12 protein-coding genes and 1 pseudogene are annotated in these 13,730 nt (G+C 66.3%); 2 read left to right on the top strand and 11 right to left on the bottom strand.

What is annotated here, in order from left to right:
• The 7 genes and pseudogenes from AC07X6_RS07250 to gspG all read right to left on the bottom strand — a co-directional run.
• Nucleotides 1-291: pseudogene (locus AC07X6_RS07250) on the bottom strand (hypothetical protein); the annotation flags it as partial.
• Nucleotides 288-851 carry a hypothetical protein gene (locus tag AC07X6_RS07245; RefSeq protein WP_494790515.1) on the bottom strand — a complete coding sequence of 188 codons (564 nt, stop codon included), beginning with the start codon at nucleotides 849-851 and terminating at the stop codon, nucleotides 288-290. The pseudogene AC07X6_RS07250 and the gene AC07X6_RS07245, both read right to left, overlap by 4 nt.
• Complete coding sequence (locus AC07X6_RS07240) at nucleotides 848-1,396, bottom strand: hypothetical protein (RefSeq protein ID WP_494790514.1); 549 nt, start codon at nucleotides 1,394-1,396, stop codon at nucleotides 848-850. The genes AC07X6_RS07245 and AC07X6_RS07240 overlap by 4 nt, the downstream gene beginning before the upstream one ends.
• On the bottom strand, nucleotides 1,393-2,220 hold the full coding sequence (locus AC07X6_RS07235) for a hypothetical protein (RefSeq protein ID WP_494790513.1): 828 nt from the start codon (nucleotides 2,218-2,220) through the stop codon (nucleotides 1,393-1,395). Before AC07X6_RS07235 ends, AC07X6_RS07240 begins: the two co-directional genes overlap by 4 nt.
• Nucleotides 2,213-3,910, bottom strand: a complete 1,698-nt coding sequence (locus AC07X6_RS07230; RefSeq protein ID WP_494790512.1) for a GspE/PulE family protein — start codon at nucleotides 3,908-3,910, stop codon at nucleotides 2,213-2,215. The genes AC07X6_RS07235 and AC07X6_RS07230 overlap by 8 nt, the downstream gene beginning before the upstream one ends.
• Nucleotides 3,907-5,112, bottom strand: a complete 1,206-nt coding sequence (locus AC07X6_RS07225) for a type II secretion system F family protein (protein ID WP_494790511.1) — start codon at nucleotides 5,110-5,112, stop codon at nucleotides 3,907-3,909. The genes AC07X6_RS07230 and AC07X6_RS07225 overlap by 4 nt, the downstream gene beginning before the upstream one ends.
• A 35-nt stretch (nucleotides 5,113-5,147) precedes the next feature.
• Nucleotides 5,148-5,591 (bottom strand): type II secretion system major pseudopilin GspG, encoded by a 444-nt coding sequence (gene gspG, locus AC07X6_RS07220; protein WP_034782166.1) that lies wholly within the window; start codon nucleotides 5,589-5,591, stop codon nucleotides 5,148-5,150.
• A gap of 315 nt (nucleotides 5,592-5,906) precedes the next feature.
• Here gspG and AC07X6_RS07215 point away from each other — a divergent pair, with 315 nt between their 5' ends.
• The gene (locus tag AC07X6_RS07215; RefSeq protein WP_474295437.1) at nucleotides 5,907-6,260 is read left to right on the top strand and encodes a protease inhibitor I9 family protein; all 354 of its coding nucleotides are present in this window, start codon (nucleotides 5,907-5,909) and stop codon (nucleotides 6,258-6,260) included.
• 40 nt (nucleotides 6,261-6,300) lie between these two features.
• Here the strand turns inward: AC07X6_RS07215 and AC07X6_RS07210 are convergent, their stop codons facing one another.
• Nucleotides 6,301-6,930, bottom strand: coding sequence for an NF038129 family PEP-CTERM protein (locus AC07X6_RS07210; protein WP_494790510.1), 630 nt, complete (start codon nucleotides 6,928-6,930; stop codon nucleotides 6,301-6,303).
• Between the two features lie 10 nt (nucleotides 6,931-6,940).
• Nucleotides 6,941-9,955 (bottom strand): ExeM/NucH family extracellular endonuclease, encoded by a 3,015-nt coding sequence (locus tag AC07X6_RS07205; protein WP_494790509.1) that lies wholly within the window; start codon nucleotides 9,953-9,955, stop codon nucleotides 6,941-6,943.
• Between the two features lie 417 nt (nucleotides 9,956-10,372).
• Between AC07X6_RS07205 and AC07X6_RS07200 the strand changes: the two genes are divergently transcribed.
• Entirely contained in the window at nucleotides 10,373-11,098 is a 726-nt protein-coding gene (locus tag AC07X6_RS07200) for a PEP-CTERM sorting domain-containing protein (RefSeq protein ID WP_230538405.1), read from the top strand.
• Between the two features lie 59 nt (nucleotides 11,099-11,157).
• Here AC07X6_RS07200 and AC07X6_RS07195 read toward each other — a convergent pair whose 3' ends face one another.
• Nucleotides 11,158-12,186, bottom strand: coding sequence for a TIGR03790 family protein (locus tag AC07X6_RS07195; protein WP_230538406.1), 1,029 nt, complete (start codon nucleotides 12,184-12,186; stop codon nucleotides 11,158-11,160).
• A gap of 74 nt (nucleotides 12,187-12,260) precedes the next feature.
• Nucleotides 12,261-13,715 carry a mannose-1-phosphate guanylyltransferase/mannose-6-phosphate isomerase gene (locus tag AC07X6_RS07190; protein WP_494790508.1) on the bottom strand — a complete coding sequence of 485 codons (1,455 nt, stop codon included), beginning with the start codon at nucleotides 13,713-13,715 and terminating at the stop codon, nucleotides 12,261-12,263.
• Nucleotides 13,716-13,730 lie beyond the last annotated feature (15 nt).

The following is a 13,730-nucleotide window of genomic DNA, read 5'->3' as shown; positions in this document are numbered from 1 at the left end:
CGGTGGGGCGACGGCGGCCACCTTCGGCGGCGGCGGGGTCCAGTCCTGGCGGTGGAAGACGGCGCCGGCGCCGCCAAAGGTGTCGCCATCCTCGCCCGCCACTTCGCTGCGCGGCAGCAAGGCCAGGATGGCCGGCTGCGCGGCCGGCGGCCTGGCGGCGGCATGGCGCGCGGGGGCGACGGCGCGCTCGACCGCCTCGGCCACCTCGGCCACGGGCTGGCGCTCGCCGAACAGCAGCAAGGCGCCCGCGCCCAGCACGCCGGCCAGCATGAGCCAATGGCGCGGGGTCATGGCGCGCCTCCCGCGCTGTCAGCTAAATAAAACGTCAGGCGCATACGCGCTTCGAGCTGCGTGTCGGCGATCTGTTCGCGGCGAAAACTCAGTTCGTCGAGCGAAGCGAAGGGCATGGCGCGCAGCGCCTGCAGCGCGAACTGCCACACGGCCGCATAACTGCCTTTCAGCGGCAGGGTCACCTGGTATGTGGCGACACGGCTGGCCTTGTCGTAGCCGCTCTTGTATTCGCCTTGCGCCAGCAGCAAGCCGTTTTTCGCGGCCAGGTCGAACAGCTGCTTGACCTGCTGCTCCGCGTGGCGCTGCTGTCCCAGGGTGGCATAAAAGCGCGCCAGGTTCTCGCTGGCCGTCGCCGGCGGCGTCAAGGCCGCCACGGCCAGCGCTGGCTGCGGCAAGGGGCGCGCTTCCAGCCGCGCCGCCACGGCGCGCTGCTGCCAGGCCCAGATCGAGGCGGCCATGCCCAGTGCAAGCAGAAGCACTGCCAGGCAGGCGGGCGCGCCCAGGCGGCGCAGCAGCAGTTGCGCGCGCAGGCGCAAGCTATTGATGTCGGCGGCCATCATGGCGTGCCCCAGCGCGCTTCGAGCTGGAAGCGCAAGGGCTGGTTCGGATCGAGCGCGTTGATTTCATGGCGCAGCAGCTGCACCCTGGCGCCGAACAGCTCCTGCCGCTTCAATTGCGCCACATACGCCACCATGGCGTCGCTACTGGTGGTTTCGGCGGTGATCTTCAATACCCGCTTGCGCGCGTCCGGCTCCAGCGCCAGCAGCGCGATGGCGGGCGGCGTGGCGCTGGCCAGCGCATCCTGCACGTCGCGCCACGGCAGGTTCAATTGCAGGATGGCCGCATTCACGGCCGCCGCCTGCGCGGGCGCGATCGGCACTGGCGGCGCAGGCGCCGGCCCCTGCATGGCGGCCGCCACGCGCTGTTGCGCGCGCTGCCATTGCGCCTCGCTTGCCTGCTGGCGCCGCAGCGCGGCGCTGCCGCTGCAGGCCGCCGTGACGATCAAGGCCACGCCCAGCGCACCGACGCACCACGCCCAGGCGGGCACGCGCCGCAGGCTGCGGCGCCAATTTGGCGGCGCGAAATCGATATCGAGGCGCGTCATGCCAGGCCTCCGCTGCGGGCCAGCCGGGCGGCCGGCGACAAGGCGCCTTCCCCGTCCGGCGCGGAAAAAACCTGGCAGTGGAACGCTTGCGCCGGCGCCAGCCAGCCCGCCGGCGGCGCGCCGCACAGCTGCAGCAGCGCGGGTGCCGATACGCCTTGCAGCAGCGCCTCGCGCGCCAGCGCCTGCGCCAGCCAGTCGCGGCCTGCATCCTGCGCGTCCCGTGGCAGGGGCAGCGCGCGCACGGCAAGCAGGCGGCCAGCGTGCCGCACGCCCAGGGTCAGGGCGTTTTCCTGCAACTGGCCGAACCAGGCGCCCGGCTTCAGGGCGCCGTGCCAGCGGTTCCAGTGGCGCGCGAATTGCGGCGTAATAAAAATCAGGGCCAGCTTGCGTTCGGCCGCCACGCGCGTCAGTTGCGCCAGCAGCGCACGGGGCACGGCGCAAAAAAACGGCGCGCGCGCATCCCAGGCACTGCTGCTGTGCCACAGGCCGGGAGGATCGCCATACAGCGACTGGAAGCGCAGCGCGGCGGCCGCCTCGATGTCGGCCAGGCGCGCCGCGCCTTGCGGCATGTCCACTTGCCACAGGCGCGCCAGCGCATCGTCGAGCACCACGGACAAGGGCCAGCCCGCGTATTGGCCGGCCGGCAGCAGCTGCGCCAGCGCCTGGCCCAGGGCGGCAAAGTCGCCATGCAGCGACTCGTCCGGCGCATACGCGGCTTCGCCCAGCGGCGTCCAGGCGGGCGGGCGCCAGCGGCTGCTGCGCCACAAGCTGACGCTGCCCGCCGCCACGCCCAGGCGCAGTCCAATTCCCAAACCTCTACGCATGCAGGGTGACCCTCTTGATTTCCGTGATGGTGGTGGCGCCCCGCTTGACCAGTTCCAGCGCCGCCAGGCGCAGGCTGCGCGTGCCGTTCGCATACGCGGCCGCCTTGATCTGGCGGATCGGTTTTTTATCGACGATGAGTTCGCGGATTTCATCGGTCAGCACGAGGATTTCGGCGATCGAGCGGCGCCCCTTGTAGCCCGTGCCGCGGCAATCGCCGCAACCCTTGCCCTGCTTGAATTGATATGCATCAACGTCGGCACGCGCCAGGCCCACGCTGGCCAGCTCTGCGTCGTCCGGCGTGTACTCCACCGCGCAATGGGGACAGTTGGTGCGGATCAGGCGCTGCGCCCAGATGCCGTTCAGGGCCGAAACGAAGGCATACGGGTCGATGCCCATGTGGGTAAAACGGCCGAACACGTCGAACACATTATTCGCGTGCACGGTGGTGAGCACCAGATGGCCCGTGAGGGCCGATTGCACGGCGATTTCCGCCGTCTCGCGGTCGCGGATCTCGCCCACCATGATTTTATCGGGGTCGTGGCGCAGGATGGAGCGCAAGCCCTTGGCAAAGGTCAGCCCCTTCTTTTCATTCACGGGTATCTGCAAGATGCCGGGCAGCTGGTATTCGACGGGGTCTTCGATGGTGATGATCTTTTCGCGCCCGTTGTGGATTTCCGTCAGCGCCGCGTACAGGGTGGTCGTCTTGCCCGAGCCCGTGGGGCCGGTAACGAGCAGCATGCCGTAGGCTTCCTGCACCAGCGCGCGCAGGGCTTCCAGCGAGGGCGCGTCAAAACCCAGCGCTTCCAGGGTCAGCGCACCGTAGGCCTCGATCATGGCGCGCTTGTCGAGGATGCGGATGACGGCATCCTCGCCATGGATGCTGGGCATGATGGAGACGCGCAAATCGATTTCGCGCCCGCCCGACTCCACGCGGAAGCTGCCGTCCTGCGGCACGCGGCGCTCGGCGATATCGAGTTCGGCCAGCACCTTCAGGCGCGAGATGATGTGTTCCGCCACTTCGATGCCGTTGACGGCCGTGGCGTGATCGAGCACGCCGTCGACGCGGTACTTGACGGCCAGGCCGCCGGCCGTGCTTTCCAGGTGGATGTCCGAGGCGCCCGCCTTCAGCGCATCGTACAAGGTCGAGTTGACCAGCTTGACGGCGGGGCTGGCCGCTTCCGACACGCTGGCGAACGACAGCACGGCCGCCGTCTTGCCGTCGCGCCGCGCGTCAGTGGCGGCGCCGGGCAGCAGGCTGTCGACGGCGCGCGCCGATTCTTCCTGCTTCGACAGGTAGGCATCGATATCGGCCTGCAGCGCCAGATGCACGTTCAAGGCGCCCTGCCCGGCGCGCGCGCCGAGCCAGGTTTGCAGATCCAGATCAAAAGGGTCGGCGATCACGCCCGCCAGCTGGCCATCGGCGGCGCGCAGCAGCACGCAGTGGCGCGCCAGCGCCTGCGACAGGGGCAGCCGGTCGAAGGCGGGAGACAACGCCAGCATGTCCGCCGTTTCCAGCACGCCCAGGCCGAAGGGGCGCGCCAGTGCGCGCACCACGGCGCGCGCGTCGATGCCGCTCAATTGCTGTAATTGCTCGACCAGGCTGCGCTTCGATTGCCGGCTCAGGAGCCGCGCGCGCTGCAGCAGCGCAGGGTCGATGGCCACGGTGGATTCGGCTGCGCTCTGCATCATGAAATGTCGCCGGCCAGGTCGAAGATGGGCATGTACAGCAGGATCACGATGGCGCCCACGACCAGGCCGATGGCGGCCATCAGCAAGGGTTCGAAGGTGCGCGTAAAACGGTCGATCCAGCGGCTGATTTCGCCATCATAAAAGGCTGCCGACTGCGTCAGCATGGGGCCCATGTCACCCGTGCGCTCGCCCACGCGCAGCATGCGCAGCGAGATCGGCGTGGTCAGCTGATATTGCTCAAACGCGGATGACAGGGGCTGGCCCGCCTCGATGGCGCCGCGCGCGCCCTGCAGGGAAGCCTGCATGCCCGGCGAGACCATCGCCTGCACCGTGGAAATGGCTTGCACGATGGTGATGCCCCCTTCGGCCAGCATGCCCAGGGTCAGGTACAAACGCGACAGTTCATAGATGCGCACGCGCTCGCCGATGCCGGGCAACTTCGCCAGCAGGTGCGCCACGCCGCCATGGCGCAGCACGCGCCGCACGGCAGTGAACACGACGCTGCCGGTGATCAGCAGCCCCAGCAACAGCAGCACGCCATGCTGCGTAACGAACTGGCCCCAGCTGAGCATCACTTGCGACATCCACGGCAGATCGCGCCCGGCGCCCTGGTAGACCTCGGCAAAACGGGGCACCACATAGCTGATCAGGAAGGCGCTGACGCCGCCGCCCACGGCCAGCAAAATAGTGGGATAGATGGCGGCGCTGACGATTTTACTGCGCACCGTATCGATGCGCTGCTGGTAGTCGATATAGCGCGACAAGGCACGCGGCAAGTCGCTCGTGCCTTCGGCCGCCTTGACGATGCCGATGTACAAGGGCGGGAACAGTTCGGCTTGCTCTGCCAGCACGGCGGAAAAGCGCTTGCCTTCGCGCAAGCCTTCCAGCAGGCGCGTGAGCACGCTGCGCGTGGCTGGCGACGCTTCCTTTTCCAGCAAGGCTTCCAGCGCCTCGACGATGCTCAGGCCCGCTTGCAGCAGCGCCAGCAATTCCTGGCTGAACAGCAGCAGGGGCAGGGCCCGCGCGCGCTGGCGCCCGGCCGCGCTGAACGGCGTGGCCCGCAAGGGACGGATGGCGCTGACGAACAAGCCGCGCGCCTCGGCCTGGCGGCGCGCGTCGGCCTCGTCGCGGCCGTCGATCACGCACGTGTGCAAGGTAGCGATGGCCTGGTCCGTGGAAAGCGCGCGCACTTCAAACTGCATGATGGCGTGTCCGTGAGGGAGGCGTGGCGCTGGCCCTATTGCGAGCTGATGTCGGCATTCTCGCCGCTGCCGCCCGGCTGGCCATCCTTGCCCATCGAGACGATGTCATACTCGCCCTTGCTGCCCGGGGCGCGGTATTGATAGGCATGGCCCCACGGGTCGAGAGGCACGGCTTTTTTCAGGTAGGGGCCATTCCAGCGCGTGCCGGCGGCGGGCGGCGCGGCCAGCAGCGCGGCCAGGCCTTCTTCCGTGGTCGGATAGCGGCCCACGTCGAGGCGGTAGGTGTCGAGCGATTTTTCAAACGCCTCGATCTGCGCCTTGGCCACCGTCACTTCCGATTTGCCCAGCTGGGCGAAGTATTTGGGACCGACATAGGCCGCCAGCAAGCCGATGATCACGATGACGACCAGCAATTCGAGCAAGGTAAAGCCGCGCGCATGGCGCGTTGCCGCAAGGTTCTGCCTGTGTGCTGCATGCATCCGGTAACTCCTTCTTGCCTACCTTCAATACATTGCCGCCATGTGCGCCGCTGGTGGCTGCGCACAGGCGGCGCGCGCCTGCCTGATGCCTAAGTAAGCCCCAATAAATTATTGTGATTTCCTGAGGATTGCTTAGCAGGCTACCATGCCGCTTATGCTTAATACAATCTTTTATTTGTACTGAAAACAACAAAATACCAAGGGAAACCATCACGTTTGCACTAGCGCAAATTGCGCACCGCCTGCCCCGCCCCGTGGCGCGGGTACAATCGGCGCGTGGGCGGCCGTGCCGCCACCACGCACCGAGGAGCCTCCATGCCAGCCTTCCGCCTGAGCGTTGCCATCCTGGCCAGCGCCTGTATCCTGCCGGCCGCACCGGCCGCGCCCCCGCGCCAGGCCTACATTGTGCAATTGACAGCCGCACCGCAGGCGGATGGCGATGCGGCCCGGCGCGCAGAGCGGCGGCGCGCCGTACTGGCGCTGGTGCCTGACGCCACAGTGCAATACCGCTACACGAACGCGCTGGACGGCTTTGCCGCCCTGCTCACCCCGGCCGAGGTCAAGCGCCTGCGCGCCAGCCCCCTCGTCGCGCGCGTCTCGCCCGATAGCGAAGAGCATGTCAACGACGGCGGCACGCACCGCGGCACCGGAACCGCCCCGCAATCTTAAGCCCGCGCAACACGCACCGGCGCGCGCCGCGCCGAAAGGCTCACACGCTCTGGCGGCGGCGCAGGGCCAGACCGATCAGCGCCAGGCCGCCCGTCAGCATCATCCATTCCGACGCTTCCGGCACTGCCGAGATCGTCGCGATGCTGGCGTAGCTGCTGCCGGTAATGCTGCCGGGCAAGCTGCCATTGAACGGCGTCAATTCAAATTGCAGCAGGTTGCCATTCGCATTGCCCAGGTAAGCCATGCCGGTATAGTCGAGCAAGCCCACGCCAAACGTCGTGCCCGCGTTGCCGGGCGTGGTCAGGAAGTCGCCGCCGAAGACGACGTTGAAACCGAACTTGCCGCCCAGGGTCACGTTGTGAAACCAGTCGTTGTAGGCACCGCTATTGCCGAAGGTCAAGGTGCCGGGCACGCTGCCGCTGACATTACCTTCCTGCGACGCCAGCGCGCCGAACGCGCCCGAGAAATTGCTGAGCACGGCGCTGGCGCCCGGCGCGGGGCTGTTGCCGGCGATAAAGGCGAAGTCGAGGAAACCGGCGCCCGAGAACTGGCTCGTGTCGATTTCCACGCGGTAGGCTAGCGGGTCCGCCAGCGCCACGCTGGAACTGGCGGCCAGCACGGCGGCCAGCACGGCGCGGCGCAGGGTGAGATTGAATTTTGCTGTCAGCATGATGGTGTCCTCAGAAGTTGCCGGCGTAGATGCTGGCGGAATAATGGATCGTCGCTTTCGACGGATTGGTGAAGCTGACGGCGAACGAGGCCGTCGCACCGGGCGCCAGGCTGGCCCCGTTGACGGTGACATAGGCGGCGCCCGCATGGCTGCCCGTGGCGTTGCTCAGGCTGACGCCGGCCGGCAAGCCGCCAAACACCACCTGGAACGGGCCGCTCAATGCGCTGCTGCCCGTGTTGGTGAACGAGAACGTGCCCGTGTATTGTTGCGTCGCGCGGTTGAACGTCAGGCCCGAACTGGCTTGCGCCACGCCGGCCGTGATGTCGCGGTAGGCGGGCTGCAAGTCCAGGCTGATGACGACGGGGTCGTGGTCCGAGGCGCGGTAGGGCAAGGCGTTGTACAGGTCTTGCGGCTTGGCCGCATCGATGTTGTAGTCGATCACTTCCGGCTCGTCCGCATTCACATGCCATTCGGCAACACCGGCCACTTGCGGGCTCAACGAGGCGCTGGCCAGGGCATGGTCGAGGTAGCCGCTCTGGCCGCCGAATACGTAGGAGTACGGCATGCCGGACGGCCGCACGAAGCGCTCGAGCTCATTGACGAAGCCGGCGCCCGTGATGAGCTGGATCGGGTCTTCCGCGCCATACGAATTGAGGTCGCCGATGACCAGCACGTCCGCGTCGCCGGCGGCGGCCGCCACTTGCGGCACGAAGCTGCCCACCAGGCGCTGGGCTTGCTGCACGCGGGTGGCGTTCCAGCAGCTCTGGCTATCGTTGTTGTCCGCATCCGGCCCGCTTGCGGGGCAGCTGCCCTTCGATTTCAGGTGGTTGACGATCAGCGAGAATTTCTCGCCATTGCCTGCAAGAAAAGTTTGCGCCATGGGCGGACGGTTGTTGATGGCGTTGGCATCCGACAAGGCGCCGCCCACCAGGCCCAGTTTGCCTGGCTTGTAGATCATGGCCACGCGGATGGCGTCCGTGCCCGTGGCGGCCGGCTTCGGCACGACGGCATAGGTGACGCCGCCGATGGCCGCGTTCAGCTGCTCGACCAGATAGGTGACGGCCGTTTCGCCATTGTTCTGGATTTCCATCAAACCCACCACGTCCGCATCGATGGCTTTCAGTTCGGCCACGATCTTGTCGCGCTGGCGCTCGAACTCGGCCAGGTTGTCGGCGCCGCGGCAATTGCTCTTGCTGGTCGATGACCCCACGGTGCAGCCCTGCCCCGTCTGGCCAAACACGTTATTGCCATTGGTAAAGGTCGTAAAGAAATTCAGCACGTTGGCGCTGGCCACCTTGACGTTGCCTGATGGCAGTTCCGGGCTGCCCGTGCGCGGGTTGTCGCGCGAGAATTGCGGCGTCTGCGTCGGCTGCAATTTGTAGGCGGCGCAGCCACCGCCGATGGCACCGAAGTCCACCACGCCCGTCAGGTCGGCCACCGTGTCGCCGCTGCGCACGGTGTTGTCCTGGCCGATATACGGTATCGTCGGCGGTGTGACGAATATGCCATCATCGAGCACGATCAGGTTGTTCGCATTGGCCGCGATCAAACTTTGTGCCTCGTTCGATCCCGCCGGATAGCGGTTGGTCGGCACCTCGCGCCGGCCCGCCGACAGGGTCAGTTCGCCGCGCGCGCCCAGGTAGGCGTTTTGCGACACGGTCAACGGTTGCGTGAAGCGCACCAGCATGCCTTCCACGGCGGCCAGCTTGTCGTTCGGCAACATCACATTCGCCGGCACGATGCCGTGGCCCGCGCTTTGCGTGAGGATGGCCGTCACATCCTTCAATTCCGTATAGGAATTCTTCGCGCCCGTGGGCGTGTATTCGAACACCGTGCCCGTCACGCGCACCAGCTCGCCCGGCTGCGCGGTGGTGGCCGTGCTGCCCGTGTAGACAAAAATGCCGTCCGACGTCGACGGGTCGCCATCGCCGGCCGCGTCCTGCATGAAGAAGCCCGTGCCCACTTTCAACGTCACCACGCCCTCGGTCGTCTGCACGGCATTGGCGTAGGGGCTGGCCGCGCCGCTGCCCTGGATTTGCGGGATCGTGTGGCTGACGGCGGCCAGGCCTTGCACGGCGACGTCGACCTTGCAGCTGGCGCTTTGCTGCTGGTCGTTGCTGAAATTCACGATGACGGGATAATTGCCCACAGGCACGCCAGCGGCCACCAGCAGGCTCACCGTGGCGCTGTCGCCCGCCACGCCGGCCGCGCTGAAATGGGCCAGGCTGATGCCGGCCACGGCCGGCGACGCCAGGCTGGCCGCATTCACGACGCCATCCACGTCGGACGCGCGCAGCACGGCGCTGCCGCCATTGCCCACGGCCAAGGCCAGGCTGGCGGGACAGCTGGCAATGATCTGGTGCACGACGGGGCCGCCGCACGCATGCAGCGGCGAAGCCGTATTGCGCGGCGTCACGCTTCCGGTGGCAAAATCCGCGCTGTTGTCATCCGTGTCGCCGCAGCCGCCATTCGCGCGCGCAATCGACAGGGTATTCGATGGCGCGGGCGCCGCGGCGCCTTCAAAGCCGTTGGCCGTGCCGAAGCCGACGAGGTCGATGACGGCCGCGCCCGTGGGGCTGGTGCCCGTTTGCGCCGTCTTGCTATTACTCAACAGCACCTTGCCCGCCGTGCCCGACATGGCCAGGCTGCCCGTGGCGTCCGGTGCGGGCAAGTCCTGCGTGCCGCCCGCGCCCCTGGCTTGCTGGACCAGCAAATACTGGCCAGCTTGCAAATCGATAGCCGGCAAGGCCGTCACGGCCCAGCTCGTACCGGCGGCGGACGCGTATTGCACGCTCCAGTTGCCCAGGTTGACGGGACTGGCGCCACGGTTGAACAGCTCGATGAAATCGTTGCGGTACACGGCCCCCGTGTTGCCGCCGCCTCCATACACCTGGCTGATGACGACGTCGGAGGCGGCCAGGGCGGGCAGGGACAGGCTGGCCAGCACGGCGGCCATGACCGTCAGGCGCAACGGTTTACGCAGGGACAAGGGCGAGAAGGACACGGCGGCAAGGTGGGAAGTCATGGTTTTCCTGGTCAGTAAAATGACAACGAACTTATGATTTGCATACGAATTTGCATACTAAACCGGGCGCATGACGATTTGATGACATTTCATTAAGTTGAACGGAGTCATGCCTGACAGCGATCCAGGCTGGCGACCGCATGCCGGCAGTATCCTTTCAGCAACGCCATGCTTTACAAAGCAAGCTTGATGCGTACTCGGCTGCACAATATGATATAATTCAAACAAATAAGTTTAATTCCTGATAAGAAATTGAACGGCAACACCAGACCCAGTAGTGCAGGCCCCATCCATGCCTGACCTTGAAACGCACTCCCCACCTTGCTCGCAACGGTAGCCTGGACGGGAGCGGCAACATTCGCATGTGGATACACGCGTCGAACGGCGCACCCTTCCATGCTTTTTGAGAGATCGATCATGCCAACACCAATCTTCACGCCAGCCTCTTCCCGTCCCTTGCTGCTGGCCGCAGCACTGATGCTGTTCGGTGCCAGCGTACAGGCGCAAACGGCCGCGCCTGCGCAAAAAAATGAAAAGAATTGCCAGGCCAGCACGCAGTCGGCGAACGGCAATACGAAAGATGCCAACCTGGACGGCACCTACAGCGCCTGCAGCCTGTCCAACGGCTTCATCGGCGCCGGCACACGCACCAACGACGGCACGAACAAGACGCCGGAATTTGACGGCGGCGTGTCCGATCAGGAATTCCGCAACGCGTCATCGGCCGAGAATAATCACCGCCTGGCCACGCGCCAGTTGCCTGCCGATGCCAGCACCGGCGAACCGCGCAAGGCGCTCGTCAGCAACGACCGCGACTTCCGTTTTGCCACGCGCGACTTCGTCGCCTCCGAAGCAAACCGTCCCTTCGACGACGCAGCCGGATACCGCGGCCCGGGCCGTTCGTATAATCAGGGCCGCAGCGGCGACACCCAGGCGCCACTGATCGTTTCGTCGTCGCTGGGCGAAGGCTTGCCTACAGGCAGTAACGGTGTCGGCGGCGGCGGCTCGGGTGGCGGCTTCACGGGCGGCAGCATCATCCCCGTGACGCCGGACATTCCCGCCGTGCCGGAACCGGAAACCTATGCCATGCTGCTGGCCGGACTGGGCCTCGTCGCCCTGGCGCGCCGCCGCAAGAGCAAATAACGCCGCAGCATGAGAAAAGGCCCGCAAGGGCCTTTTTTATTGCCTGAAAGAATCAGGCCTCAACGCCGCAAGCCCGCATAAGGGGCCGCCAGCGGGTCGCCGAGGAACAGGCCCTGGGCCGGCCACAATACGCTGCCCCAGTACGCTTCGAGCGCCGTGCTGCCGGACAGGTAGCGGCGCAGCAGCACGGTCGGATTGGGAAACTTCTGCCAATAACTGCACGGTTCGCTGACGGTGCCATAGCTGGCCGTCGCGCCCGCCTCCAGCCAGCGCTGGCTGCTCATCTGGCTACTGCCCTGCAAGTCGCCGCCAAACGAGGTCAGGTGGTCGGCCAGGGCGCCGGGCAGGAAGTGCAGGGTCTCCAGCTTGGCCACCTTGGCCAGCCCCGTCTGGTACACCATGATGTCTTGCGCCCCTTCCAGGCTGTCCGCCTTGAGGTGCCTGATGGTCAGCTTGCGCTGGCGCACCACGCCGGCGGGCGGAAAGAAAGCGGCGCGGCTGTTGCGCGCCGCGTCGCTGGTGCTCAGGTAATACGCGCTGGCGGCCGGCACGGAAAAGCCGCTGACGGCACCGCGGTCCACCACGGCCTTGGCCTCTTCCACGAAATCGATGGGCAGCAGCATCGACAAGCGCAAGCCCAGCTGCGTGTAGGGCTGCGCCACCTCGCTGTTGAAATATGCGCTGGGCTTGCCCGGATCGCACGTCTTCGCGCATTGATCCCCGTCATAGCCGAGTGTAAATGCGGCAGTGATGGCGTTGCATTCGACGGCATACGGCGCGCTCCACACCATCAGCACGGCCTGGATGTCGGGTTTCAGCTGCGCATTGATGCGCTCTTTCAGCTGCGCGAACTGGTCGATGCTGAGCTTGCGGGGGCGGTTGGGAATATTGACGTGCGCCACGTTCGCGGCCGGAATGCCGTGCGCCTTGCGGTAGTACTCGCCCACCTCGATACTGTTGGGCTCGGCGTCGTTGACGACGATGGCCAGCTGCGAGGCCTGCAATCCGGGCGGGGCCACGGCTGCGGCAGGGTCGGCATGGGCGGCGCCGGCGGCCAGCGCCAGCGAAAGACAAAGGAAGTTGCGCAAGGGTCGGTGCACCGGTAAGGGGGAAATCGGAGGCAGGCGGCCAGGGGCGCGGCTGCCTGCCGAGTATGGCGCCATCAGGCGCGCTGGTAGACATCCTCCAGGCGCACGATATCGTCTTCGCCCAGGTAGCTGCCCGACTGCACTTCGATCAGGTGCAAGGGCAGCTTGCCCGGGTTTTCCAGCCGGTGCGTCATGCCGATGGGAATGTACGTCGATTCATTTTCCGTCAGCAAGGTCACCTTTTCGCCGCACGTGACTTGCGCCGTGCCGCTGACCACCACCCAGTGCTCGGCGCGGTGATGGTGCATCTGCAGCGACAGCTTGCCGCCCGGATTGACGGTGATGCGCTTGACCTGGAAGCGCTCGCCGATATCGATGCCTTCATAACTGCCCCACGGGCGGTACACCTTGCGGTGCTGCACGTGTTCGCTGCGCCCCGCCTGCTTCAGGTGGTCGACCACCTGTTTCACGCGCTGCACCTGGTCCTTGTGCGCGATCAATACGGCATCGTCCGTTTCCACCACGACCAGGTCCTGCACGCCCAGCACGGCCACCATGCGGTGCTCGGCACGCACCAGGCAATTGCTCACGCCATCGAGATACACGTCGCCGCGCACCACGTTGCCGTTGGCATCGCCCGGCTGCACTTCCCACAGGGCCGACCAGGAACCGACATCGCTCCAGCCGATGGCGGCCGGCAGCACCACCGCATGCGCCGTATGCTCCATGACGGCATAGTCGATCGAATCGGACGGGCAGGCGGAGAAGGCCTTTTCTTCCAGGCGGCAGAAATCGAGGTCGCGGTAACCGTCGCGCACGGCCGCTTCGCAGGCGGCCAGCATGGCGGGCTGGAATTGCCCCAGCTCGCCCAGATAGCGTTCGGCGCGGAACAGGAACATGCCGCTGTTCCAGAAATAATTACCGGCGGCAAGGAACGACTGTGCCGTGGCCAGGTCCGGCTTTTCCACGAAACGCTCGACCTTGCAGCCCACGGCGCCCGGATGCACGGGCACGCCGCTACGGATGTAGCCATAGCCCGTTTCCGGCGCCGTCGGCACGATGCCGAAGGTGGCCAGCGCGCCGTCGGCTGCCAGCGATGCCGCTTCGGCGATAGCCTGGTGAAACGCGGCCACGTCGGTGATGACGTGGTCGGCCGGCAAGACCAGCATCAGCGCCTGCGGGTCGATGGCCAGCAGGTATTGCGCGGCCACGGCCACGGCCGGCGCCGTGTTGCGCCCGACGGGTTCGAGCAGGATGCCCAGCGGCGGCAAGCCGATCTCGCGCAATTGCTCGGCTACCATGAAGCGGTGCTCATTGCCGCACACCACCAGCGGCGGCATGACGTCGAAGGCGGCCAGGCCGCTATCGCCGGCACGGCGGTTCGGCAAGCTCGTCACGCGCAGCGCCGTTTCCTGCAGCATGGTCTTGTCCGTTACCAGCGGCAACAGTTGCTTGGGCAACACGGCGCGCGACAGCGGCCATAAGCGGGTGCCCGAACCGCCGGACAGGATGACTGGGTAAATTTTCATGGTTTCATTTCAAAA

This window comes from Janthinobacterium sp. GW460-12-1-14-LB5 (assembly GCF_059423585.1).
This window is presented reverse-complemented; position numbering and strand designations above follow the sequence as displayed.

What these genes read in the sequence shown, in the direction of transcription:
- AC07X6_RS07245 (WP_494790515.1), bottom strand. Translation starts at nt 851, where the DNA reads ATGATGGCCGCCGACATCAATAGCTTGCGCCTGCGCGCGCAACTGCTG.
- AC07X6_RS07240 (WP_494790514.1), bottom strand. Translation starts at nt 1,396, where the DNA reads ATGACGCGCCTCGATATCGATTTCGCGCCGCCAAATTGGCGCCGCAGC.
- AC07X6_RS07235 (WP_494790513.1), bottom strand. Translation starts at nt 2,220, where the DNA reads ATGCGTAGAGGTTTGGGAATTGGACTGCGCCTGGGCGTGGCGGCGGGC.
- AC07X6_RS07230 (WP_494790512.1), bottom strand. Translation starts at nt 3,910, where the DNA reads ATGATGCAGAGCGCAGCCGAATCCACCGTGGCCATCGACCCTGCGCTG.
- AC07X6_RS07225 (WP_494790511.1), bottom strand. Translation starts at nt 5,112, where the DNA reads ATGCAGTTTGAAGTGCGCGCGCTTTCCACGGACCAGGCCATCGCTACC.
- gspG (WP_034782166.1), bottom strand. Translation starts at nt 5,591, where the DNA reads ATGCATGCAGCACACAGGCAGAACCTTGCGGCAACGCGCCATGCGCGC.
- AC07X6_RS07215 (WP_474295437.1), top strand. Translation starts at nt 5,907, where the DNA reads ATGCCAGCCTTCCGCCTGAGCGTTGCCATCCTGGCCAGCGCCTGTATC.
- AC07X6_RS07210 (WP_494790510.1), bottom strand. Translation starts at nt 6,930, where the DNA reads ATGCTGACAGCAAAATTCAATCTCACCCTGCGCCGCGCCGTGCTGGCC.
- AC07X6_RS07205 (WP_494790509.1), bottom strand. Translation starts at nt 9,955, where the DNA reads ATGACTTCCCACCTTGCCGCCGTGTCCTTCTCGCCCTTGTCCCTGCGT.
- AC07X6_RS07200 (WP_230538405.1), top strand. Translation starts at nt 10,373, where the DNA reads ATGCCAACACCAATCTTCACGCCAGCCTCTTCCCGTCCCTTGCTGCTG.
- AC07X6_RS07190 (WP_494790508.1), bottom strand. Translation starts at nt 13,715, where the DNA reads ATGAAAATTTACCCAGTCATCCTGTCCGGCGGTTCGGGCACCCGCTTA.